At 64.0% G+C, this 24042-nt stretch carries 22 protein-coding genes and 1 pseudogene; 12 read left to right on the forward strand and 11 right to left on the reverse strand.

What is annotated here, in order from left to right:
* The first annotated feature begins 99 nt into the window (after positions 1-99).
* Positions 100-1812 (forward strand): NAD+ synthase, encoded by a 1713-nt coding sequence (locus tag OKW26_RS38130; RefSeq protein WP_429356800.1) that lies wholly within the window; start codon positions 100-102, stop codon positions 1810-1812.
* A 102-nt stretch (positions 1813-1914) separates the two neighbouring features.
* Positions 1915-2253: a P-II family nitrogen regulator gene (gene glnK / locus OKW26_RS38135; protein WP_013088783.1), complete on the forward strand. Its 339-nt coding sequence runs from the start codon at positions 1915-1917 to the stop codon at positions 2251-2253.
* Positions 2254-2436: 183 nt separating this feature from the next.
* On the opposite strand, the gene OKW26_RS38140 is transcribed toward glnK, so the two are convergent.
* The 5 genes from OKW26_RS38140 to OKW26_RS38160 all read right to left on the reverse strand — a co-directional run bounded on the left by OKW26_RS38140 (position 2437) and on the right by OKW26_RS38160 (position 7475).
* Complete coding sequence (locus tag OKW26_RS38140) at positions 2437-3594, reverse strand: porin (RefSeq protein ID WP_187613462.1); 1158 nt, start codon at positions 3592-3594, stop codon at positions 2437-2439.
* Between the two features lie 613 nt (positions 3595-4207).
* Positions 4208-4987 carry an ABC transporter ATP-binding protein gene (locus OKW26_RS38145; protein ID WP_184021339.1) on the reverse strand — a complete coding sequence of 260 codons (780 nt, stop codon included), beginning with the start codon at positions 4985-4987 and terminating at the stop codon, positions 4208-4210.
* Between the two features lie 39 nt (positions 4988-5026).
* Positions 5027-5740 (reverse strand): ABC transporter permease, encoded by a 714-nt coding sequence (locus OKW26_RS38150; RefSeq protein ID WP_018419774.1) that lies wholly within the window; start codon positions 5738-5740, stop codon positions 5027-5029.
* Positions 5737-6426, reverse strand: a complete 690-nt coding sequence (locus OKW26_RS38155; protein ID WP_184007926.1) for an ABC transporter permease — start codon at positions 6424-6426, stop codon at positions 5737-5739. Before OKW26_RS38155 ends, OKW26_RS38150 begins: the two co-directional genes overlap by 4 nt.
* Before the next feature lie 272 nt (positions 6427-6698).
* Complete coding sequence (locus OKW26_RS38160) at positions 6699-7475, reverse strand: ABC transporter substrate-binding protein (RefSeq protein ID WP_429356801.1); 777 nt, start codon at positions 7473-7475, stop codon at positions 6699-6701.
* Between the two features lie 610 nt (positions 7476-8085).
* On the opposite strand from OKW26_RS38160, the gene OKW26_RS38165 reads away from it, so the two are divergent.
* Positions 8086-8796 carry a pirin family protein gene (locus OKW26_RS38165; RefSeq protein ID WP_018419778.1) on the forward strand — a complete coding sequence of 237 codons (711 nt, stop codon included), beginning with the start codon at positions 8086-8088 and terminating at the stop codon, positions 8794-8796.
* Between the two features lie 134 nt (positions 8797-8930).
* On the opposite strand, the gene OKW26_RS38170 is transcribed toward OKW26_RS38165, so the two are convergent.
* Positions 8931-9464: a periplasmic heavy metal sensor gene (locus OKW26_RS38170; protein WP_090803559.1), complete on the reverse strand. Its 534-nt coding sequence runs from the start codon at positions 9462-9464 to the stop codon at positions 8931-8933.
* A gap of 218 nt (positions 9465-9682) precedes the next feature.
* Here OKW26_RS38170 and OKW26_RS38175 point away from each other — a divergent pair, with 218 nt between their 5' ends.
* On the forward strand, positions 9683-10408 hold the full coding sequence (locus tag OKW26_RS38175; RefSeq protein WP_090803560.1) for a response regulator: 726 nt from the start codon (positions 9683-9685) through the stop codon (positions 10406-10408).
* Positions 10392-11708 carry an ATP-binding protein gene (locus OKW26_RS38180; RefSeq protein WP_184059533.1) on the forward strand — a complete coding sequence of 439 codons (1317 nt, stop codon included), beginning with the start codon at positions 10392-10394 and terminating at the stop codon, positions 11706-11708. Before OKW26_RS38175 ends, OKW26_RS38180 begins: the two co-directional genes overlap by 17 nt.
* A 61-nt stretch (positions 11709-11769) precedes the next feature.
* Here the strand turns inward: OKW26_RS38180 and OKW26_RS38185 are convergent, their stop codons facing one another.
* A complete protein-coding gene (locus OKW26_RS38185) occupies positions 11770-12036 on the reverse strand; it encodes a hypothetical protein (protein ID WP_018419782.1) in 267 nt (88 codons plus the stop codon).
* Positions 12037-12208: 172 nt separating this feature from the next.
* Positions 12209-13900, reverse strand: a complete 1692-nt coding sequence (locus tag OKW26_RS38190) for a sensor domain-containing diguanylate cyclase (RefSeq protein ID WP_429356802.1) — start codon at positions 13898-13900, stop codon at positions 12209-12211.
* A 781-nt stretch (positions 13901-14681) separates the two neighbouring features.
* Between OKW26_RS38190 and OKW26_RS38195 the strand changes: the two genes are divergently transcribed.
* Both OKW26_RS38195 and OKW26_RS38200 read left to right on the forward strand, forming a co-directional pair.
* Complete coding sequence (locus OKW26_RS38195; RefSeq protein WP_429356803.1) at positions 14682-16433, forward strand: ABC transporter permease; 1752 nt, start codon at positions 14682-14684, stop codon at positions 16431-16433.
* Between the two features lie 19 nt (positions 16434-16452).
* The gene (locus OKW26_RS38200) at positions 16453-17799 is read left to right on the forward strand and encodes an AAA-associated domain-containing protein (protein WP_026225663.1); all 1347 of its coding nucleotides are present in this window, start codon (positions 16453-16455) and stop codon (positions 17797-17799) included.
* A gap of 67 nt (positions 17800-17866) precedes the next feature.
* Here the strand turns inward: OKW26_RS38200 and OKW26_RS38205 are convergent, their stop codons facing one another.
* The 3 genes from OKW26_RS38205 to OKW26_RS38215 form a co-directional block, all read right to left on the reverse strand.
* Entirely contained in the window at positions 17867-18403 is a 537-nt protein-coding gene (locus OKW26_RS38205; protein ID WP_090803568.1) for a hypothetical protein, read from the reverse strand.
* The gene (locus OKW26_RS38210; protein WP_184059527.1) at positions 18400-18978 is read right to left on the reverse strand and encodes a hypothetical protein; all 579 of its coding nucleotides are present in this window, start codon (positions 18976-18978) and stop codon (positions 18400-18402) included. The genes OKW26_RS38205 and OKW26_RS38210 overlap by 4 nt, the downstream gene beginning before the upstream one ends.
* A gap of 339 nt (positions 18979-19317) precedes the next feature.
* Positions 19318-20376, reverse strand: coding sequence for a sigma-54 interaction domain-containing protein (locus OKW26_RS38215; RefSeq protein WP_184059525.1), 1059 nt, complete (start codon positions 20374-20376; stop codon positions 19318-19320).
* A 398-nt stretch (positions 20377-20774) separates the two neighbouring features.
* On the opposite strand from OKW26_RS38215, the gene OKW26_RS38220 reads away from it, so the two are divergent.
* From OKW26_RS38220 to OKW26_RS38240, 5 genes and pseudogenes are all read left to right on the forward strand, one after another.
* Positions 20775-21092: a DUF883 family protein gene (locus tag OKW26_RS38220; protein WP_429356804.1), complete on the forward strand. Its 318-nt coding sequence runs from the start codon at positions 20775-20777 to the stop codon at positions 21090-21092.
* A gap of 58 nt (positions 21093-21150) precedes the next feature.
* On the forward strand, positions 21151-21402 hold the full coding sequence (locus OKW26_RS38225; protein WP_018419790.1) for a hypothetical protein: 252 nt from the start codon (positions 21151-21153) through the stop codon (positions 21400-21402).
* A 269-nt stretch (positions 21403-21671) separates the two neighbouring features.
* On the forward strand, positions 21672-23072 hold the full coding sequence (locus OKW26_RS38230) for a sigma-54-dependent transcriptional regulator (RefSeq protein ID WP_184045722.1): 1401 nt from the start codon (positions 21672-21674) through the stop codon (positions 23070-23072).
* 130 nt (positions 23073-23202) lie between these two features.
* Positions 23203-23453 (forward strand): annotated as a pseudogene (locus OKW26_RS38235) (hypothetical protein).
* Between the two features lie 200 nt (positions 23454-23653).
* A complete protein-coding gene (locus OKW26_RS38240) occupies positions 23654-23866 on the forward strand; it encodes a hypothetical protein (RefSeq protein WP_026225665.1) in 213 nt (70 codons plus the stop codon).
* The last annotated feature ends 176 nt before the right edge of the window (positions 23867-24042 follow it).

The following is a 24042-nucleotide window of genomic DNA, read 5'->3' on the forward strand; positions in this document are numbered from 1 at the left end:
CACGTCGTTCGTTGAGTTCGTTTATCCGGTTTGTTCAATCCCGTCGAGCCATCGAGCCGCGGTACCGCGAGCCGTGAAGGCTTGCCTGTCGATCCTGCCATGAAGACCCGAATCGCTCTTGCTCAAATCAATGTCACCGTCGGCGACTTCGCCGGCAACGTCGCGAAGATCGTCGCCGCCGCGCGCGCCGCGCACAGCGATGGTGCGAAGCTGCTGGTCGCGCCTGAACTCGCGCTGTCGGGTTATCCGCCCGAAGACCTGCTGCTGCGCCCCGCGTTCTACACCGCGAGCGCGGCCGCGTTGGCCGATCTCGCCGCACAGTTGAAGCCGTTCACCGGTCTGCATGTGATCGTCGGCCATCCGCTGCGCGACGGGTCGGACAACCTCGCGTACCGCCCGGCGAACGGCCATGGTAATGCAAACGCGCCGATCGAGCGCGGCGTGCCGCCAGTCGATACGTTCAATGCGGCATCGCTGATCGTCGACGGCGAAGTGAAGGGCACCTATCGCAAGCAGGATCTGCCGAACACCGAAGTGTTCGACGAGAAACGCTACTTCGCCTCCGACCCGCAGCCGTTCGTGTTCGAACTCGACGGCGTCAAGTACGGTGTCGTGATCTGCGAGGACGCGTGGCATGCGTCGGCCGCGCAGATGGCAAAGGCCGCGGGCGCGCAGGTGCTGCTGATTCCGAACGGCTCGCCGTACCACCTCAACAAGGAAGCGGTGCGCTTCGACATCCTGCGCGCGCGCATTCGCGAGACCGGTATTCCGATGGTCTACGTGAACATGGTCGGCGGCCAGGACGAACTCGTGTTCGATGGCGGTTCGTTCGTGCTCGACGCGCGGGGCGAACTCGTCGCGAAGCTCGCGCAGTTCGAGGAAGCCACGACTGTCGTCGAGTTCGACGCTGGCACGCCGCTGCCGGCCGCGATCGCGCCGGAGCAGTCGATCGAAGCGCAGGTCTACGCGGCGCTCGTCATGGGCGTGCGCGACTACATCGGCAAGAACGGTTTTCCTGGTGCTTTGATCGGTCTGTCGGGCGGCGTCGATTCGGCGCTCGTGCTGGCCGTTGCATGCGATGCGCTCGGCGCCGACAAGGTACGCGCGGTGATGATGCCGTCGCGCTACACGGCCGATATCTCGACCAGCGACGCCGCCGAGATGGCGCGCCGCGTCGGCGTGCGCTACGACGAGATCGCGATCGCGCCGATGTTCGACGCGTTCCGCGGCTCGCTCGCCGAAGAGTTCGCGGGCCGCGCCGAAGATGCGACCGAAGAGAACATTCAGGCGCGCATTCGCGGCACGCTGCTGATGGCGCTGTCGAACAAGTTCGGCTCGATCGTGCTGACCACCGGCAACAAGAGCGAGATGGCGGTCGGCTATTGCACGCTGTACGGCGACATGGCCGGCGGCTTCGCGGTGATCAAGGACATCGCGAAGACGCTCGTGTACCGGCTGTGCCGCTATCGCAACGCGGCCACCACGTTTGCGACGCGCGACGTGATTCCCGAGCGGATTCTGACGCGCGCGCCGTCCGCCGAGCTGCGCGAGAACCAGACCGACCAGGACAGCCTGCCCGAATACGAAGTACTCGACGCGATCATGCGCATGTATATGGAGGAGGACCGTTCGCTCGCGGAGATCATCGCGGCGGGTTATCAGGTCGACGACGTGAAGCGCGTCACGCGCCTGATCAAGATCAACGAGTACAAGCGCCGTCAGGCGCCGATCGGCATTCGCGTCACGCATCGCGCGTTCGGCCGCGACTGGCGTTATCCGATCACGTCGCGCTACACCGAACCGGTGGAGTGAAAGACGACACCCGCGCGCGGATGCCGCAATGCATCCGGCGCGGCGTAGAATAAAAATCATCCTTTTCCTTTCCACTCTTCCCATCAAGAGACGAGGTTCGCCATGAAGCGCATCACCGCAGTCATCAAACCGTTCAAACTCGACGAAGTGCGCGAGGCCCTCGCGGAAGTCGGCCTCACCGGCCTGACCGTTACCGAGGTCAAGGGGTTCGGCCGCCAGAAAGGGCATACCGAGCTCTATCGTGGTGCGGAATACGTGGTCGACTTTCTGCCGAAAGTGAAGATCGAAGTCGTGGTCGCGGACAGCCAGTGCGATCAGGTCATCGACGCGATCATCGGCGCGGCGCGTACCGGCAAGATCGGCGACGGCAAGATCTTCGTCGCGGACGTCGAGCGCGTGATCCGTATCCGTACCGGCGAAGAGAACGAAGCAGCGGTATAAGCCGACGCAATCACGCACCGGCCCGGTGCGCGCAACGGCAAAAACCGTGCGCCGAATAAAAAACGGTGCAATACCCTTGCGGATATCGCACCGATACGCGCCTCTCGCAGCAGCGTGAAAAAGATTCTCTCGAAGAAACCTGTATTGCACCCCGAGGGATGACCCTCGGGGCGTACCGTTCGATTAGAACGAGTGCTGGATACCTGCGTACACGCCGCTTTGCTGGCGGCCTTGCAGCGGGTTGTCCGTTGCAGCGGCGAAGCCCGCATTGTTCGCGTTCAGACCGAAGTTAGCATTGCGGCTGTTGCGCACCGTCGCTGCCTGCAGGTCGAGCAGCGTGCGCTTCGACAGGTTGTACGAACCGCCGATCGTGTAGATCGTCGCATTGCCCGCGCCGTTGTTGCCGTTCACGTGGTAGACCGCCGCGATCAGTGCTGCAGCCGGCGTTGCCTGCCACGTCACACCGCCCCATTCGTGATCGAGCGTGGTCGGCTGACCGGGCAGAACCCCCGTTGCGCCTGCCGAACGGACTGCCTGGTAAGCAGCCTGAATCTTGAACTGGCCGAGGAACACGTTCAGCAGAGCGGAGTACTCGCGCGATGCAGCGAATACGCCGTTGGCCGTGTTAGCCGTATTGATACCGTTGTTGGCAACCGGGCCACCCCACAACCCACCGGTCGTCGGGTTGCGGATTTCGTCGTACAGACCGCGGACCTGAAAGAGCGAGGTCGTGTAGGTGACCTGCGCGCCAGCTTCGCGACCTTGCGGCGTCGTGCCGTTACCGTTCCAGCTCGTCGCGTTCGACAGCGCGTACTGACCGTAGAAGTCAAAGCCTGCGATCTTCGGCGACTGGTACGCGAAGTTGTTGCTCGACTGCGGCCAGTTGCGGCCACGCACCAGCGATGCCGACGACCAGTTCGACTGACCGAACGGGTCGAAGTCCCACACGCCGTTCGAGATGAAGAGCATGCGGCCCATCGTGAACGTACCGTACTGGTTGTTCGAAATACCGACCGTTGCCCAGCGATTGAAGAGACCGCCGCCGCCGGGACCTGCGCCCGTCATCGTGTTAAACGAGCCTTCCAACTGGAACAGGATCTTGTTGCCGGCGCCGATGTCCTCGACACCCTTCATGCCCCACAGGCTGGTGCCCCAGTCGCCGCTTTCCGCCTTGAAGCGGTTCGAGCTGGTGTTGGCCGCGCCGTTGGCGTTAGCGCCTGTCGGGACGCCCGACATGTACTCGAGACCTGCATCCAAACGGCCATACAGCGTGACGCTACTCTGAGCGTGTGCAACAACGCCGGCCGACATCAGCGCAGCGACGAGCAAAGCTTTCTTCATCTTCTCCTCCATACCCTGTCAAAAAAGAAACCCAGTACTGCGAGTGGTGTTCGGACGCGATAAGCACCGAACAGAAAGCGGTACCAGGGAGAGTGGCGGGTGGATAGGGATTCTCCTGTCATGACATGTAGCGTCGAGCTATCTTTGCATCATGCCGATCCCACGCCGACCGGTTCTCCTCTGCGTTTTGAAGTGAAACTACTTTTAATCAACTTTGTTTTGGTACTTTGGTTACCAATTTATCAAAAATAACTTTAACTGGAAGAAGAAATTAGTACCGTCCACCAGGGGTGTCGCCAAATTGCAATACGAATGTGGGCCGGCACCCGAAGCAGTTCCTCGGGAAAAGGCGCAAAGTCTTGTCCGGCAAGGGAATCGCGGCCTGGAAGCGGTCGCATTAAGGATTGCCACTATTGACGAGTCAAAAGTGGCAGTGTAGAGCGAAAACTCGGCCTGAACGGCCCGTTTTGTGGGATTTTCGGCGCTTTTTCGTCGTTCGAATGGCCGGGCGGAAGGGCAGGGTAGAAACGAAAAAGGCGCTCGTAAGCGCCTTGTAAAACTACATGGACTACATTTTCCATGCTATTCGCATCATAAGTCGCGGGTAATTTTATTACTTGAGACTGCCCGACAGGAATTGCTTCAGACGTTCGCTCTTCGTGTTCCTGAACACTTCGTCGGGATGGCCTTCTTCCTCGACGCGGCCCTGGTGCAGAAACATCACGTGGTTCGACACGTTGCGCGCGAAGCCCATTTCGTGCGTGACGACGATCATCGTGCGGCCCTCCTCGGCGAGCTTCTGCATTACCTTCAGCACTTCGCCGACGAGCTCCGGGTCGAGCGCGGAGGTCGGCTCGTCGAACAGCATCACATCGGGGTGCATTGCCAGCGCCCGCGCGATCGCGACACGCTGCTGCTGGCCGCCCGACAGATGCGACGGATACTGCTTCTCGAGACGCGGCGCGAGACCGACCTTCTCCAGATATTCGCGCGCGCGGTCCTCGGCTTCCTTGCGCTTCAGACCGAGCACATGCACCGGCGCCTCGATGATGTTCTCGAGCACGTTCATGTGCGACCACAGGTTGAAGTGCTGGAACACCATCGAAAGCTTGGTGCGCACACGCTGCAACTGCTTCGGGTCCGACACGCGCAACGCGCCGTCCCTGGCGGTCTGCGTGCGCACTTCCTCACCGTCGACGAAAATGCGCCCCGCGTTCGGCTGTTCGAGAAAGTTGATGCAGCGGAGCATCGTGCTCTTGCCCGAACCGGACGAACCGATCACGCTGATGACGTCGCCGGCATTGGCTTTCAGCGACACGCCCTTGAGGACTTCGTTGTCGCCGTACTTTTTGTGAAGCTCGTCGACGAAGAGCTTCTGCTTCTTGGAGTTCATCAGGATCCTTAACGAGCTTGCTTGTCCAGGGACGCGCAGTTACTTGCCTTGCGGCCGCAGGTAAGCGAGCCAGCGACGCTCGGCGCGGCGGAACAGCCACACGAGCGCGAAAGAAATACACAGATACAGCAGCGCGGCGATGCCGAACGCATTGAACGACTGATACGTCGCGGAGTTCACGTCGCGCGCGATCTTCAGGATATCCGGCACCGTGGCCGTGAACGCGACGGTGGTCGCGTGCAGCATCAGGATCACTTCGTTGCTGTAGTAGGGCAGTGCGCGGCGCAGCGCCGACGGCAGAATCACGCGCCGGTACAGCGTGAACGACGACATGCCGTACGCGCGCGCCGCTTCGATCTCGCCGTAGGGCGTCGCCTTGATCGCGCCCGCGAAGATTTCGGTCGTGTACGCGCAGGTATTCAGCGTGAACGCGAGCAGCGTGCAGTGCATGCCGTCGCGAAAGAACGCGTTGGTCAGCTCGTTGTTGCGGATGATCTCGAGGCTGTAGAGACCCGTGTAGCACAGCAGCAGCTGCACGTAGAGCGGCGTGCCGCGGAAGATATACGTATAGAGCCACACGAGGCCCGCGAGCCATTTCTTCTTCGACACGCGCGCGACCGCGAGCGGCACCGACAGGCAGAAGCCGAGGCCGATCGACACGACCAGCAGCCATAACGTGATCGCGACGCCGGTGAAGCGATAGCCGTCGGTGAACAGATAGTTGCGCCAGTATTGCTGAATGATCTCGATCATAGATCCGCCTTTCGCACGCCGGTCGAGTAACGCTTTTCGAGGTACATCAGCACGAAGTTCGACACGGTGGTGATGACGAGATAGATCGCCCCCGCGAGCAGGGTAAAGAAGAAGAACCGCAAGGTACCCTTGCCGGCGTCCTGCGAGGCCTTGACGACGTCGGCGAGACCGATGATCGACACGAGCGCGGTCGCCTTGACCATCACCTGCCAGTTATTGCCGATGCCCGGAAGCGCGAAGCGCATCATTTGCGGGAACATGACGCGCGAGAACACCTGCCAGCTCGTCATGCCGTAGGCGGCGCCCGCTTCGAGCTGGCCGCGCGGCACCGCGATAAACGCTCCGCGGAACGTCTCGGTGAAGTACGCGCCGTAGATGAAGCCGAGCACCGCGACGCCGGCCACGAACGGGTCGATGTCGATCTGCTCCCAGCCGAGCGCGTCGGTCAGGTTGTTCAGCCAGATCTGGATGCTATAGAACAGCAGCAGCATCAGCACGAGATCGGGCACGCCGCGCACGAGCGTCGTATACACCGTGCCGATGCCGTTCGACAGACGGTTCTTCGACAATTTCGCCGCCGCGCCGAGCAGGCCGAGCACGAACGCGAGCGCGAGCGAGAACACCGCCAGCTTGACGGTTTGCCAGGTGCCGCTGAGAAGCAGCGGGCCGTAGCCTTGAAGGAACATAGGTAGTCCACGACGATGCGCTACGCGCACCGCGAAAGACGCGGTCCGCGTAGCGCCGCGTCGGGGACGAGCGCCTGGCTCGCCGTGATCCGCGGCGCACAGCGTGCCGCTGTGCAAATCATGCTGCAGAAACGTTGGTGCTCCTGCAGCGCGCTTGTGGGACTTTCGTCTCGGATTGTTTTGAATCTACTGCCTGGTGTCGCCACCTTCGTTGCCGCTTTCACCGCCACCGGCACGAGCCGGCTTACTGCGCAGTATCCTGCCTGTTTCGCTCAACGGCCAGGATAAATGTCGAAATCGAAGTACTGCTTTTCGAGCTTCTTGAACGTGCCGTCCTGATGAACCTCGGCGAGCGCCTGATTGAACTTCGCCTTCAGCTCGGCATCGCCCTTGCGCAGACCGATCGCGGTGCCTTCGCCGATCGTCTGCGGATCTTTCACTTCCGGACCGGCCCAGGAGAACCCTTTGCCGCGCGGCGTCTTCAGAAAGCCGGCGTCGGCCTGCACTTCGTCCTGCAGCGCGGCGTCGAGGCGCCCCGACGCGAGATCCGCGTACACCTGGTCCTGATTCTGGTACGACACGACGAGCACGCCCTTCGGCTCCCACCAGGTCTTCGCGTACTGTTCCTGCGTCGAACCCTGCTCGACGCCGACGTGCTTGCCTTTCAGCGATTCAGGGGTGGGCAGAAGCGGCGAACCGGTTTTCGCAATCATGCGGGCGGGCGCGTCGAACATCCTGTCGGAGAAGTCGATCTGCTCGCGGCGCTTGTCGGTGACGCTCAGCGAGGAAATGATCGCGTCGAACTTGCGAGCTTTCAGCGCCGGGATGATGCCATCGAGATCCTGCGCGACCCACACGCACTTCACGTTCATCTTCGCGCACAGCGCGCGGGTCAGATCGGCATCGAAACCGACGATGTCGCCATCAGGCGACTTCGATTCGAATGGCGGATAACTTGCGTCGACCCCGATGCGCACCGTTTTCCATTCTTTCGCCATCGCGCCGGTGGCCGTGACTGCCAGAGCCACGCACAGTGCGAACTTCTTCATGTTTCTCCTGAATCAAACTGATCGTCGTAATGACACGACTCGACGAGCACCGGCCGAGGGCCGACGGTCGGTATTCTAGGCGGTCAAAATTGACGTGCCGCAGGGATCGTCGCCGCGCTCTGGTCGTCCTTGCGCGGGCGGGTTCGTCCGACGTGGCGCGCCGGTGCGGCGCGTTCGGTGCTTATCGGGCGTGGCTCGCACGGTCTGGTGCCGAGTCGAAGCCCGTCGCGCACCGGTTGCGGCCCGCCCGCCGAGGCTTGCCGGCGCGGCCTGCACGTCCCGCGGGACGTCCACGCGGCTTGAAAAGCGCGGTATTTTACCCGAAGAGCGGCAAGCTGCCAGCGCAGCGCGGCATCGAGCGGCAAGACGCCGTGCAACGCGTTGTGCGTGCGCGACGCCGGCGCGGTTTTGCGGGCGCCGGGCTGCCGGGCGCCGGGCTGCCGGGCGCGGGGCATCCGGGCGCCGGGCTTTCCGCGCGATGGGCTCGCCGGTCGCGCGATTGCATGCAGCGATGGAACGCTGCGGTGCGGTTGCGCACGATTGTTATGGGGGGGCGCAACCCCTACATTCCCAACATCGCTCTGATTGACTACTTACCGGGAGACTTTCCATGATCGAGATTCGCCGCTCCGCAGAACGCGGTCACGCCAACCACGGCTGGCTCGACTCGTATCACAGCTTCTCGTTTGCCGATTACCGCGACCCCGAGCACGTGCACTTCGGGCCGCTGCGCGTGATCAACGAAGACCGCATCGCTGGCGGTCAGGGTTTCGGCGCGCACGGGCATCGCGACATGGAGATCGTCACGTATGTGCTCGAAGGCGCGCTCGCGCATCGCGACAGCATGGGCAATGGCTCGACGATCCGTCCCGGCGACGTGCAGCGCATGAGCGCGGGCACCGGCGTGCAGCATAGCGAGTTCAACGCGTCGCGCGACGAACTCGCGCACTTGCTGCAGATCTGGATCATCCCGCGCCGCGCGGGCGACCAGCCCGGCTACGAGGAAAAGCGCTTCGACGCCGACAGCAAGCGCGGCCGCCTGCGCGTGATCGCGTCGCCCGACGGCCGTGACGGCTCGGTGACGATCCATGCGGACGCGTCGATCTACGCGGGACTGTTCGACGGCGCCGAACACGCGACGTTCGCGCTGCCGGCGGGGCGCCTCGGCTATCTGCACGTCGCGCGCGGCACGCTGAGCGTGAACGGCACGGTGCTCGAGGCGGGCGATGCCGCGAAGCTCAGCGACGTCGACACGGTGACGCTGGAAAAGGGCGACGACGCGGAAGTGCTGCTGTTCGATCTGGGTCAGTTGAACGGCTGATTCAGGCGGTCGATTCGCGCGGGCCGCCGATCGAGCGGCGAGCAGCGCCAAACAGCAACGCCACGGAAAACCTCTTCCGTGGCGTTTTTCTATTAGCGAGGCGCCCTCCCTGGTCCGCCTCGCGAATGCGCCGCTTATTGATTGGCGGCCGGCGCCGACGCCGCGCCCTTGTGATGCTCCCAGCGCTCGCGCATCTTCTCGTGACGCTGCTCCATCCGCGCGAAGCGCTGCTTCAGCGCCGTGCTGACGGTGGTCTTCTGCTGGTCGTTCAGGCCGTTATAGAACTTCAGCCACGCGTCGGTGGTTTGCTGACGCAGTTGCGCGTCCTTCTGCTCGATCTGCTGATGCGTCGCGGCCATCGCGTTCAGATCCAGGATCGGCTGTTGCTGTGCGGCCTTGAACTGATCTTGAACCTGCTTGTGGTTGGCGCGCATCGCTTCGCGGTTCTGCTTCATCGTATCGAGCGCGTTTTGCCACAGCTTTTCCTGATCCGCGTTCAGCTTCAGCCGGTCGTGGAGTTGGGTCAGTTCCTTCATGAAGTGGCCATGCCAGCCGCCGGGCCCGCCGTGCGCCTGCTCGGCGGGTTGGGCGGCGTAAGCGGCGCCAGCGCCGATGGCGAGAGCGGTGGCAGCAACGGCGAGAACGCGCGACATCTTTTTGGTGGACATATGAGGCTCCTTGTAATGGAATAGCCGACGAAGCAACCGGTCTTTGGACTGCCTGCACTCGGTAAGGCACAGCGTAGAGAACCGCGTGCGCCGCTGTGTTACGCGCCCGGACGCCGCTATTACCAGCAATTACGTGTGGCTTTCACCGTAACACCCGGTAACCCTTCAGACCGTTTGGAAAACGAAATCCCTTTTACCTGCGCGTTAAACTTCATTCCATGGCTACTCAAATCCTGGTCGTCGACGACGACGTCGAACTGCGCGATCTGTTGCGCGACTATCTCGCCCGTCAGGGCATCGAAGTTTCGGTGCTGCACGACGCGGGCTCGCTCGAACGGCGCCTCGAGCGCGAGCGCCCCGACCTCATCGTGCTGGACCTGATGATGCCCGGCGTGGACGGCCTCACCGCGCTGCGCAAGTTGCGTGCGTCGGGCGACGATATCCCCGTCATCATGCTGACCGCGCGTGCGGACGACGTCGATCGTATCGTCGGGCTCGAACTCGGCGCCGACGATTACCTCGGCAAACCGTTCAATCCGCGCGAACTGCTCGCGCGCGTGCAGGCGGTGCTGCGGCGGCGCCGCACGCTGCCGTCGGCGGCCGCGCCCGAGCAGCGCGAGCCGTTCAGCTTCGGCCGCTTCACGCTGGATTTCCAGTCGCGCACGCTGCATCTCGAAGACAAGCCGCTCGCGCTGTCGGGCAGCGAGTTCGCGCTGCTGAAGATTTTCGTCAATCACCCCATGCGCACGCTCACGCGCGAGCGCCTGCTGGAACTGCTGCACGGTCCCGAGTACGACGGCACCGACCGCGGCATCGACGTGCAGGTGTGGCGCCTGCGCCGCATTCTCGAAACCGATCCATCCACGCCGCGCTTCATCCAGACCGTGCGCGGCCGCGGTTACGTGTTCGTGCCGGACGGCGAGCAGCATGCGTCGGCCCATTGATTCGCTGTTCGGGCGGCTCGCGCTGCTCGTCGTCGCGGTGCTGTTGCTGTCGCATTTCGCGTGGTATGCGCTGATGCGACTCGAACGTTCGCAACTGCAAACGCGCTACGCGGTCGAGGAAGCGACCTTCCTCGTCGACGCGGTGCGTCAGCACGTCGCCCGCACACCGGATCAACCGCTGCCGTCGCGTGTGAAGCTGGTCGACCCGGCGAGTCCGGACGTGCCGGCGGCCAGCGCGAACATGCCGCCGCCGCTCGCGCGTTTCGTCGAGGACGTGCGCGACCGCATGCCGGCCGACACCCAGGTGCGCGTCGGTCCACCCGGCGCTCCACCCATGCTATGGGTGCGCGCCGTGACCGATCAGAACTGGATCGTCGTGCCGGTGCAGCCGCTGCGCATGCCGCGCTCGCTCGACCGCACGGTCTTGTGGCTCGTCATCATTTTCTCGTTTGCGGTGATGGCGGCGCTGTTCGCCGCGTGGGCGCTGCAGCGGCCGCTGCGCTTGCTCGCGCAGGCGGTGGCGCGCTTCGGTCGCGGGCTGCCGGTGCCGCCGGTGCCCGAGCGCGGGCCGCGCGAGTTGCGGCAACTCACCCATGGCTTCAATCAGATGGTGCAGGAAGTCGCGCGCACCGAGAACGATCGCGCGGTGATGCTTGCCGGTGTCGCGCATGACCTGAAGACGCCGCTCGCGCGTCTGCGACTGCGCGCCGAAATGATGGACGACGCGAAGACGCGCGACGGCGTCGTGCGCGACGTCGATTCGATGACGCATATCGTCGAGCAGTTCCTGCTGTTCGCGCACGACGGCGCGGACCGCAGCGAACCCGTGGAAGTGGATGCGCAGTGCGAGCGTGTCGTGCGCAGCTATCGGGCGGTGGCCAGCAGTGCGTCGACCGTGCACACGGAACTGAACGCCGGGCCGTCATTTCTGCTGCCGGCGGCCACGCTGGACCGGATTCTGTCGAATCTGATCGACAACGCGCATGCGTATGGCGCGCCGCCGGTGGTCGTCGCGACCGCGCGCACACCGCAGAGCTTTACGCTATCAATTAGCGACAGCGGCACGGGCATCGCCGCCCAGGACCTGATCAACGCGAGCCGGCCGTTCGTGCGGCTCGATCCGGCGCGAGGCGGCAACGGCCATAGCGGGCTGGGCCTTGCGATCGTCGAGCGGCTCGTGCGGCGCGCGGGCGGTGAATGGGAAATCGGCAATCATGGCGGCCGCGGTTTGCGGGTGTTGATGAGTTTTCCGTTCGACGTGCTGCCGCGGGTCGCGACCGCCTCGGAAAACGCCTGGTAGAAGCAGGGGTGTTGGCGTCGCGATGCGCGCGCGAGGCGTCGGCATCGCGAGCGGCGAGAGCTCAGTCCGAAAACAGCGTGTTCAACGCGTTCGCCGTTTCGCTATCGACGGTATTCCACGTCACCGATTCCGCCTCGAAAATATAGTGCGTCGTATATTTGCCGAGGCGCGCGAGTATTTCCTCCTGAATCAGTTCCGGCGCGACCTCCAGTTTCAGATACCACGCGGTCGACGACAGACGCGTCTGGAACGCGCCGTATTCGGCGAGCAGATGGTCGAAAGCATCAGCGTCGTGATCGCGACAAACGATCACCAGATTTCCCTTCATGCGAATCTCCCGTTAGTGCGGTAGTGACAATCCGATATCAGGATTGATGATACCTGCTTCGTTGTGGGAGGCTCGGCGTCGTTTTCAGCGCGGGGCAGGGTGTCGGTGTGGGTTGGCTGAGCGGAGAGGGCGATACCGTCGCGCGCTGAATATTTCGGCGAGCGTCAGGCATTCACCAGGCATTCACCGCGGTGCGCGTAGGCGGCGCCGTATCGTCGGGCGGCAGTGCTTCGGTGCGGTCGCGCCCGCCGGTCTTCGCCGCATACAGCGCGGTATCGGCGCGGCTCATGAGACGCTCGGGCAGATCGTCGGGCGACAGTTCGGTGATGCCGATGCTCACGCTCAGCCCCGCCGAGGCCGGCAGCTTCGGCGAGGGCACCGCTTTCAACCGCAGCCGCAGACGCTCGACGACTTCGCGCCCGCCCGTCAGATCGGTGGCCGGCAGCAGCAGGCCGAACTCTTCGCCGCCGAGCCGGCCGACCGCGTCGGAGCCACGCAGCTCGGCGCGACACGTATCGACGAAATGTTCGAGCGCGCGGTCGCCGGCGGCGTGGCCGAAGCGGTCGTTGATCTGCTTGAAGTGGTCGAGATCGGCGATCGCCATGCACAGCGGCTCGCGCCCCGCGTGCGCGCGATCGATCTCGTGGCGTAGCAGGTCGAGGAAATAGCGCCGCGACAGCGCGCCGGTCAACGCATCGTGCCGCGCCTCCGCCGACAGCAGCGTATTGGCCGACTGCAACTGCTCGGCGAGATCGCGTGTCGCGCGATGGTGGCGCCGCTCGCGCACGTAGGACACGGTGATCACCCACGCGAGCGCGACGGTGCCGGCCAGCGTCAGGAACACCAGCAGGTGGTCGCGCTTGTGGTTGCGCAGCAGCTCCGGCCACGCGGCGAGCGGATCGACCAGGTGCGCGGAGAGCCCCGAGTTCAGGCCGCCGCGGTTCTGATAGAGAGCCGGGGCCGGCCGTTCGATCATGCCGAACAGCTGCGCGGCGACCGACGCCGGCACCCACGGCGCCTGCTCACGCACTTGCGTGTCTTCGCGGATCAGCATGTCGGGGAACGTCTCCCGGCGGTAGATGATGCGCCGCTCGGCGGGGCTCATCAGCGTGACGCGCGAGTTCGGCAACGCGTGGCCTTCGAGCGCGCTGTTGTGCGCCATGATGATGACGCCGTTGTCGTCGGACACGAAGGTGCCCGCGTGCGCGACCCAGTGGCGCAACCGCGCGATGCCGACCTTCGCGACCACCGCGCCGACCAGCAGCCCGTCCGCGTACACCGGCGCGGCGATGAAGATGCCCGGCTCGCCGCTCGCGCGACCCACGCCGTAGGCTTCGGAGAATGCGCCGAGCAGCGCGTTGGTCAGATAGCCGCGCGCGCGCATGTCCACGCCGACGAACGATTGCTGCGCACCCTCGGGGTTCGACATCGTGCCGCTCGACGCAACACAGATGCCGTTCGCGTTGACGATCCAGACCTGATCGAGCCCGGAGAAGCCCTGCGCTTCGTGCAGGAACCTGCTGACCCCGGCCATCTTCGGATCCTTGAGCAAGGCGGCTCGCAAAGCGGGTTCCGCCGCCTCGCTGTTCACGGCATAATTCTGCGATTGCACGAGGGCACGCTGCACCACGTCCATTTCGGCCATGGTTGCGGGGATGGCGCGGGACATCGCGAGGTCGCTGGCAATCACTTCAGCCATGTTGTCGACGATCGACGTGGACATTTGCCGCTGCGTGTGCAACGCCGCGTCCAGCTCTTGCTGTACCATCCGGTCCGCGACCATGCCAGCCACGAACCAGCAGACGAGTACGATCAGCACGAAGCTGACCGGCCCGGCTACCTGGCGCAAGGTTGTCCTGTTCATCGACCCTCTGATCCGTCTGGCTGTGACATGCAACTTGCTCGTTCGTGGGCAGCGCGCTCTCAACGCTGTGTCGTTATCTGCATCAGCTGCGGTTTCGTCCCGTCGCGAGCGAGGTGCGCTGCGCCGTCGCCATGCCCGGGATGATCCGCTGATAAACAGGTACGTCGTTTCCCGATTTTAACCGTCGCGGGGCACGATGCCACCGTTATTGCTGGGATGCCGCCTGCATATGCCGCGCCGATCCGATTCTTAACGGCAGCCGCGCCGCTTTCTTGATAGCTGCGCGGGCCAATGAAGCGATCGAGCGACGACGGCCGGGGCGACGCGCCGATGTGGCTTGCGCGCCACGCCGCGAGACGGCCCCGCGACGTGTCACGCTGAGGCACCGGGCAGCAGAGTACAGTGCGGCGCGGCGACGCGTGCCGGGGCTTGCTGAAGCCTTACGCCACGGCCTCGCGAGGCCGTATCGCAATTTGCGGCGAAAGGTTGTGCCTGAAACATAGGATGGTGTAGTGTCGTGCCGTCCAAAACGAGGAAAGCCCGCCAGCCCTCGGGCGGCGCCCGCGGCGACAGGAGTTCGGCGTGATGGTTGTGGTCGTGGGCGACGCGTTCACGAATCTGTCCATTGCCGGCCCATGTGTCTCCAACGCTAACGATTTACCACGCACGCGCGTTTTGCCATGCCTGATTTCCGCTTTCCGGACCGACCCATAGACCGCCGCGGAGCAGCCGCGGCCTCCTTCGAGCGTTCGAATGCCTGTTTGAAGAGGGAGGGCATCTGATGGATTTCAGCTTCAACCTGAACCGCACCGCCAATGCGTCGGCATGGCGCGTGTTGCCCAACCGCTGGGACTTCGTCGCGTTCCCGCTGATCATCTGCCTGATCGCGATGGCGTCGATCGGCTTTCACGAGACGCTCGCGCCGATGTCGACGCTAAAGACGCAGGCGATCTCGCTCGATCCGGCCAACCTGCCCGAGTACGCGATGCGCACCACGCTGCGCATGCTCGCGGCGATGGTCGCGTCGCTGATCTTCACGCTGGTCTACGGGACGCTGGCCGCCAAGAGCCGCCGCGCCGGTCTCGTGCTGGTGCCGATTCTCGACATCCTGCAGTCGGTGCCGGTGCTCGGCTACATCTCGTTCACGGTCACGTTCTTCCTCGCGATGTTCCCGGGCCGCGTGCTCGGCGCCGAACTCGCCGCGATCTTCGCGATCTTCACGAGCCAGGCGTGGAACATGACGTTCAGCTTCTATCAGTCGCTGCGCACGGTGCCGCGCGATCTCGACGAAGTCTCGCGCGGCTTTCATCTGACTTCATGGCAGCGCTTCTGGAAACTCGAAGTGCCGTTCTCGATGCCCGGCCTGATCTGGAACATGATGATGTCGATGTCGGGCGGCTGGTTCTTCGTCGTGGCTTCAGAAGCGATCACGGTCGGCAATCATACGGTTACGCTGCCGGGCATCGGCGCCTACCTGGCGCAGGCGATCAGCGACAAGAACCTGGACGCGATCGGCTGGGTCATCCTCGCGATGACGGTCGTGATTCTCGCCTACGACCAGTTGCTGTTCCGTCCGCTCGTCGCGTGGGCCGACAAGTTCCGCATGGAGTTCACGAGTTCGGGCGATGCGCCGGAATCGTGGCTGCTCGACCTGATCCGCCGCACGCGGCTGATTCACCGGTTGCTCGTGCCGCTCGGCTGGATGTTCGCGCGCGCGGCTCGGGTGCGCTTCCAACTGCCGGCGTTCAGCGCGCCGCGCTTTCACATCCCGCAGCGCGAGAAGAACTCGAAGCTCGGCGACTTCATCTGGGCGGCGATCGTGCTGCTCGCCACGGTGTATGTGGTGTACCGCGTGTTCCTGTATGTGCGGACCGGCGTGACGCTCGACGAGATCGGCCACGTGTTGGTGCTGGGCCTGATCACTCTCCTGCGTGTGGTCGTGCTGATCGCGATCGCTTCCGTGATCTGGGTGCCCGTCGGCGTGCTGATTGGCCTGCGCCCCGCGCTCGCGGAAAAGATGCAGCCACTCGCGCAGTTCCTCGCGGCGTTCCCGGCGAATTTGCTGTTCCCGGTGTTCGTGATCGCGATCGTGCGCTTTCACCTGAATCCGGACATCTGGCTGTCGCCGCTGATCGTGCTCGGCACGCAGTGGTATATCCTGTTCAACGTGATTGCAGGTGCAAGCTCGTATCCGAACGACTACCGCGAGGCGGCCAAGAATTTCCACATTCGCGGCTGGCAGTGGTGGCGTCAGGCGATGCTGCCGGGCATTTTTCCGTACTACGTGACCGGTGCGATCACCGCGTCGGGCGGCGCGTGGAACGCGAGCATCGTTGCCGAGTTCGTGCAGTGGGGCGATACCAAGGTCGCCGCGCATGGCCTCGGCGCCTATATCGCGCAGACTACCGCGGCGGGCGACTATCCGAAGATCATCGTGGGCATCGCCGTGATGTCCCTATTCGTGACCCTGTTCAACCGTCTGCTGTGGCGTCCGATGTACGCCTACGCCGAAGGCAAGCTCCGTCTAGATTGAGAAATGAAGGCTTAACGCGATGCAAAATCCTAAAGCTGCTATGACCGCCGCGCCGATCCAGACGCCGCCGAAGCCCCCGCGCCTCGGCGAGGAAATCCTGCGCGTGAAGGACGTGTGCCGCGGCTTCAACAAGACGCAGGGCGAACTGCTCGTCCTCGACGACGCGAATCTGTCGCTGCGCGAGGGCGAGATCGTCGGCCTGCTTGGCCGTTCGGGCTCGGGCAAGTCGACGCTGTTGCGCATCATCGCCGGTCTGATCGAGCCGACCGACGGCGAAGTCACGTACATGGGCAAGCCGCTCGCAGGCCCGGCCAAGGGTGTCGCGATGGTGTTCCAGACCTTCGCGCTGTTTCCGTGGCTGACCGTGCTGCAGAACGTGGAAGCGGGTCTCGAGGCGCAAGGCGTCGGTGCGTCGGAGCGGCGCACGCGCGCGCTCGCCGCGATCGACCTGATCGGCCTCGACGGCTTCGAAAACGCGTATCCGCGCGAGTTGTCGGGTGGCATGCGCCAGCGCGTCGGCTTTGCGCGCGCGCTCGTCGTCGATCCGACGCTGCTGCTGATGGACGAGCCGTTCTCCGCACTCGACGTGCTGACCGCCGAAACGCTGCGTACCGACCTGCTCGATCTCTGGACGCAGGGGCGCATGCCGATCAAGGCGGTGCTGATCGTGACGCACAACATCGAGGAAGCGGTGTTCATGTGTGACCGCATTCTGGTGCTGTCGTCGAACCCGGGCCGCGTGATCGCCGAGATCAAGGTGCCGTTCAAGCATCCGCGCAACCGTCTGGACCCGGCATTCCGCCGCCTCGTCGACGAGATCTACGCGAAGATGACCGCGCGTCAGACCGACGAAAAGACCAAGAAGGGGCTGGAGCTCGGTAGCTGGCTGCCGCACGTGTCGACCAACCTGATGGCCGGTCTGATCGAAACGCTCGCCGCCGCGCCGTATCACGGCCGCGCGGACATGCCGGAAATCGCGCGCTCGCTGCATCTGGAGGTCGACGATCTGTTCCCGATCGCCGAAGTGCTGCAGCACCTCGGTTTCGCCGACGTGCGCGAGGGCGACATTTTCCTGACGCCGCCGGCGCGCGTGTTCTCCGAGTTCGGCACGCAGGAACGGAAGATGATGTTCGCCGAGCATCTGCTGCGGCACGTGCCGCTCGCGGCGCGGATCAAGAAGGTGTTGAACGAGCGGCCCGGACATCGCGCGCCGCGCGTGCGTTTCGAGCAGGAGCTCGAGGACTTCCTGTCGGACAGCGCGGCGGAAGAGACGCTCGACGCGGTCATCAACTGGGGCCGTTACGGCGAGATCTTTTCGTATAACGACCAGACCGAAATCTTCAGTCTGGAAGACGTGGAGTCTTAAGCCTGGGTTGCCGCGGAAACGACTGCGGTTCAGACAAAAAAGCGGCGAGGAAAACCTCGCCGCTTTTTTATTGCAGATTGCCCCAGCGTGCAACTGCCGGCTCGGCCGTCGCCCACTTCCAACCCTTGTCCTGCTGGCACGCGCTCGCCGTGAACCACCTCTCGGGCGCGTTCGGGCCGTCGCCGTCCTGCACCGAGAACACGAAATCCTTGCACAGCGCGAGCGCCGAGCTGAACGCGCGGGTCACGCGCACCTCGCCATGGCCGTTTTCGATCGGCAAGGTGTGCTTGACCGACCACGGTTTCGTTTCGCCGACCGGCATCGTGCCGACCAGCGCCGCCATCAGATCCTGCTGATCCTTGTGCATGCTGCGCATGTAGCGCGCGACCGCTTCGTCTGTCGCGGCCTGCACGGCCACGCCGACGCCGAGCGCGACGGCCGGATTGCTGGTCACGAGGCCCGATGCGATACCCGCCGCCGCGCCGCTCGCCGCGCCGATCGACGCGCAGCCGCTCGCCAGCAGGCTCGCGCCGACGCATAGCGCGCCGGCCGCGATGAGCCGCATCCGATCACCCATCGGAACGCCAAGCGAACGCAATTTCATTGCAGCGCACCCCAGCGCTCGGTGGCGGGTTCGGCCGATGCCCAACGCCAGTCCTTACCATCACGGCAAACCGATGCGATGTAGAACGCGCTGCTCGCGGGCTTGTCGCGCGTTGCGTTTTGATCGACGGAAAAGACGATTTCCTTGCAGTCGAGCTGGCCGGTGCTGATCAGACGGCTGACGGTCACGCGGCCGTGTTCGTCGTCTTCGATTGGGAAAGAGTGGGTGATGCTCCACGGGGCGACCGCGCCGACCTCGAGCGGACCGGCCGCCTGCGCGATGCTGTTCTGCGTATTCGTGTGAACTACGCGCTCCGAGTACTGCACACCGGCGCGCGCGGCGGCGACCGCGCCAAGACCGATACCGGTCGCGACCGCCGCATTGCTGGTGACCTTGTTGGCGACCGCGGCGCCCGCGACACCGGCGCCCGCGACCGCGCCTTCCGTGTACAACGAACTGCAGCCGCTCAATGCCGACGAAACCGCCAGCGCCAGCGCGATCAGCGCTGTTACGTGGGGGCGTTTGCCAGCGACAACGGACTTCGCGTTGACAGCCCACACCATGTTCTTTTGCATTTCTCCCGTCCCTGCCCGTACAGGTGCCTGCGTTCACGCTTCGCGCGTGTAAACGAAGGACACGTCGTTCATTATGCAGCCGCATTGTGCAGGATGCGTTTTGTAATTGGCAGCGAAAAAATGCAAGAAATTGCAAAACATCGTGCGCTGCGATGTTTTCTGTCGCATGGGCGGGCTTACCTGGCTCTGCCAGGTATTGGGGACATCAGGTGAATTTGCCGTCGGCGTGAGACGTTGAGCAGGTGAATTCGGTGCCGCGAAACGCGCGGCGAAAGGATCATGACGAACAGCGCAACAGCTGGCCGCCGCCATCGGCGGACGGCTCGCGTTGCACCGTGCCTATGAGTCGGCTTCGTCTTCCCCGCTTTCGTCGCCGTATGCGCTCAGCCGGTTGTACAGCGTTTTGAGGCTCACGCCGAGCGCTTTGGCCGCGCGTCGCTTGTCGCCGCCGCAGTACTTGAGGGTGCCGAGAATGATCTGCTTCTGCGCGTCGGCGAGCGGCGTGCCGATCCACACGCTCATCGTGTCGCCTTGAGTGACCGCTTTCTTGACTCGCGACGCAAGATGCGGATGCGGCAATTCAACCGTCTTTTCCGCGAGAATGAACGCGCGATAGACGGCGTTCTTCAACTCGCGCACGTTGCCCGGCCACGACCATGAACGCAGCGTTTCGATCGAGCGTTTGCTGAAGCTCTTGTTGGTGCCTTCCTGCTGATTCAATTGCGCGAGGAAGTGTTGCGCGAGCAGCTCGCGATCGTTTTCGCGCTCGCGCAGCGGCGGCGCGCGCAGCGGAAACACCGCGAGCCGGTACATCAGATCCTCGCGCAAGCCGTTTTCCTTGACGGCTACGGCGGGGTCGCGATTGGTCGCGGCGATCACGCGCACGTTGCCGCTGATCAACTCGTTGCCGCCGACGCGATAGAACGTGCCGGTTTCGAGCGCGCGCAGCAGCTTGACCTGGCGCACCGGCGCCATTTCGGTGATTTCGTCCAGAAACAGCGTGCCGCCGTTCGCATGTTCGAAGTAGCCGACGCGGCCCTGGACCGCGCCGGTGAAGCTGCCTTTTTCGTGGCCGAACAGTTCGGCTTCGATCAGCTCATCGGGAATCGCGCCGCAGTTCACGGCGACGAACGCGCCGTCCTTGCGGCCGCTGCGCTCGTGGATGGTGCGGGCGATCAGCTCCTTGCCGGTGCCCGATTCGCCGATGATCAGCGCGGTCGCGTCGGTATCCGCGACGCGTTCGATCTGTTCGTACAGATCGAGCATTACCGGCGACGAGCCGTACAGCAGCCCGTACGATTTCAGTCCCGCGACGGCGTCCGCGACGCGCTGCTTCGCTTGTGGCGAAGCATTGCCACCGGCGGACACGGTGCGCGAGTCCAGATCGATTGACGCCATAAAAAGGGAAGTCCTGTGCAAATGGAGTTCGTGTTGCGGCGCGCAGGCCTTGAATGCGATAGACCGTACAGCCACTATCTCATAAAAGACGATTTAACCACTTCGACACTGATTCCGGCAATCGAACTGGCAGCCGCTGAAATAGCCGTGCGCGCGATCGGTCGAAAGTGCGCGAAATTGGCTTTATCAGCGCGCTGGAGCGGTAAATATACCGGGCACATGCATTGCATCATTGACCGTTTGATCGAGTCGTGCGAGGTTTGACGGCTACGTCGCAGCGCCGCCGGCCAGCGCAAACCGGCAACCCGCATCGTGCGCCCGAAGCCCGAACTGTTGCACCGGTCGACGCACCGATTCCGCGGCAACGCACGAACGCCGAATCAGACGAGGAGTGAACGATGACTGACACCACACAACAACTTGCACTCGGCGGACAGAAGATCGTCGAGGATCTTCGGGTGCTGCTGAGGGACTCGGAGGAAATGCTGCGGCTCGCCGCCAACGTGCCGGGCGAAGGCGTCGGCGCCTTGCGCGACCGGCTCGGCACGCACGTGGAAACGCTGCAATCGACGCTCGGCGATGCGCAACGCAACGTGCATCGCCGATATCGCGGGGCGGCGGTCAGCGCCGAGCACTATGTGCGCCATAACCCGTGGCGCTCGCTCGCGCTCGCGGCGGGCACCGGTTTTTTGCTCGGCGTGCTGGCCGCGCGTTAGACGCGGCGCACGCTTGGCACGGCTGCATTCATCCGCATCACGATCCAAGGAGTTCATGATGACACGACCCACCATTGGTTTTTTTGGCGCATTGATGGCAATCGGCGGCTTCCTGGCGGTTCGCTACGTGCAACACAAGCGCACGGGCCAGGTCTCACCGGCGCGCGAGCTGAGCCGCTGGGAAAACGAGGGCGGCGCGGTGGCGGCGCCGGCGACTTTGTCGACCGAGCTGGCGCCCGCCTCGCACAGCGCCAACGGCTCGGGGCAGGTCAACGGCGAACCCCGCGCATGGCCGTTTCCGCGCGGCTGACGCGGTTCGCTCGAATGCAACGCGGCCCGCGGCCGGCGCCTGGAACGGGATTGTTAAATGAATCTTGTAAAGCCGTATAATAGGTAAATAGACAACAATGACGCGGAAGCTGGCGCGAATTTGGCCGTTATTGTTGCAATTTTTCATCAAATGGTCGGCGGAACGGAACGCAATCGATTCCGCGTCATGCAGCCGACCGGACCCAGCCGCATGCCCATTGGCATGTTCCGCATATTTTCTGACCCACGCTTGCAGGCTTTCGAAACGCGATGCCACATGTACTCATTGTCGATGATGACGCAGGTACCCGCGAGGCACTTTCCGCCGTCATCGGGGAAGACGGGCTGACCACCGCCACCGCGGGCGATCTGCGCGAAGCGCGTATTCAACTGATCCGGCAGATGCCGGACGTCGTTTTCACCGACCTGAAGCTGCCCGACGGCAGCGGGGTCGATCTGTTCGAAGATCTCGATCCGCGCTCCGGCGTCGAAGTGATCGTGATCACCGGCCACGCGACGGTCGAGTCGGCGGTCAGCGCACTGAAAATGGGCGCGGCCGACTACCTCGTGAAGCCGATCAACATGCAGCGCGTGAAGTCGATCCTGTCGCGCCTGCCGCGCGCCGGCGACCTGAAGGCCGAAATCGGCACGCTGCGGGGCGAGTTGCGCCGCATGGGCCGCTTCGGTCTGATGCTCGGCAATTCGCCGGCGATGCAGGAGGTCTACGACCAGATCAGCCGCGTCGCGCCGACGGCGGCCTCGGTGATGCTGGTCGGCGAATCGGGCACCGGCAAGGAAGTTGCCGCGCAGACGCTGCACGAGCTGAGCCTGCGCCGCAAGCACGCGTTCCTCGCGGTCAACTGCGGCGCGATTTCGCCGAATCTGATCGAATCGGAAATGTTCGGCCACGAGCGCGGTTCGTTCACCGGCGCGGACCGGCAGCACAAGGGCTATTTCGAGCGCGCGAACGGCGGCACGCTGTTCCTCGACGAAATCACCGAGATGCCGATCGAGCTGCAGGTAAAGCTGCTGCGCGTGCTCGAGACCGGCATGTTCATGCGCGTCGGCACGACCAAGGAAATCGAAACCGACGTGCGTCTGATCGCGGCCACCAATCGCGATCCCGAGCAGGCGGTGCTCGAAGGCAAGCTGCGGCTCGATCTGTACCACCGGCTGAACGTGTTTCCGATCAGCCTGCCGCCGCTGCGCGATCGCGGCAAGGACGTCGAGCTGCTCGCGCAATCGTTCCTCGATGAGCTCAACGAGCGTCACGGCACGAAGAAGCATTTCCCTGTCGCGGTGAAGGACATGCTGCTGTCGTATCCGTGGCCGGGCAATGTGCGCGAGCTGAAGAACTACGTGCAGCGCGCGCACATCATGTCGAGCGGGGATTCGGATAGCACGGCGACGGTGCCGTTGCAAATCACGCTGTCGAAGCCCGCGGCCGGCACCGCGATCACGATCCCGTTCGGCACCTCGCTCGCGGAAGCCGACCGTCAGCTGATTCTTGCGACGCTCGAGCAATGCGGCGGCGTCAAGACGCGCGCCGCGGAAATTCTCGGCATCAGCCTGAAGACGCTTTACAACCGGCTCGTCGAGTACGGCAACGATGCGCGCGACGACGGCGATCCCACCGACGAATCACGCGCACTCGGCGGCGCGGACGCCTGATCCGCGCCTCGTTCGCACGTCATCCGCGTCCCCAGTATCCGCCCGTCCGGGCTTCCGGGCGGGCACCCGAACGGCACAAGCCTTGCTGCGCTCCGGTGGAACGCAAAACGAGGTCACCGACATGCCGCACCTGCCGCATTACGCCGCCGTTTCCGCGCCGTCCAGGCGGTTGCACGCTCATCGGCCCGAACCGGTCGAGCCGCCCACTGCACCTCCCATCGCGCCGCCGGACCCGGCCGAACCCGACACGATCCCCGGCCCGACACCCGATCCGATCGAACCCGTCGAACCGGTCACGCCGCCGATCGGCGATCCGCCGCCGCAGCCGACGCAAACGCCTCAGGCCGCCGACCGTCCGTCGCGGACCCGCGGCAATGTTGATACGACCGTCGATGTCGGCGCCCTGTCGCGCACTCGATGGAACCACATCCCGCACTGCAAGGCGCCATGCCCTGGGTCGGTGCAGAACATTGCTGTATTTGTTACAAAGCCGGCGCATGTTTTACCGGCAGTTTACGGTTTCGCCCCCTAGACTGTAGGGATGCCGCGACAAGCGGCAGGCTTCCCCCGGAGGCACGATCATGAGACACCCCGCATTGCGACGTTCCGCGCGGCACTCCAAGCGCGGGCCACGGCCGGCCGAGGTCGAGACTGAGCCGGTGGTGTCGCCGGACCCGGCCGCGCAGAATCGGATCGCCCCGCATACGCCGCCGGACGGCGAGCACAACCAGGGCGGGGTGCGTCAGGAAGGCCTCGAATACCAGCGCGATCTGGGCTCGGAGCAGGATGCCTGAGGCAGCGTAGCACCCGGGCGGGGGTATCCCGGCGACCGGGATACCGGTAAGAAAGACCTCCGCATTCGTCGGATTTAACAGAAAAATTTTCTTCGCCATCCGTGATGATTGCGGGGATTTGCTCGTTTGTCACATTTTCATACAACTTTATTTCCGATATCTCATATATCGGCACG

It is taken from the genome of Paraburkholderia sp. 32 (assembly GCF_050435345.1).
In the GTDB taxonomy this organism is placed as follows: domain Bacteria; phylum Pseudomonadota; class Gammaproteobacteria; order Burkholderiales; family Burkholderiaceae; genus Paraburkholderia; species Paraburkholderia tuberum.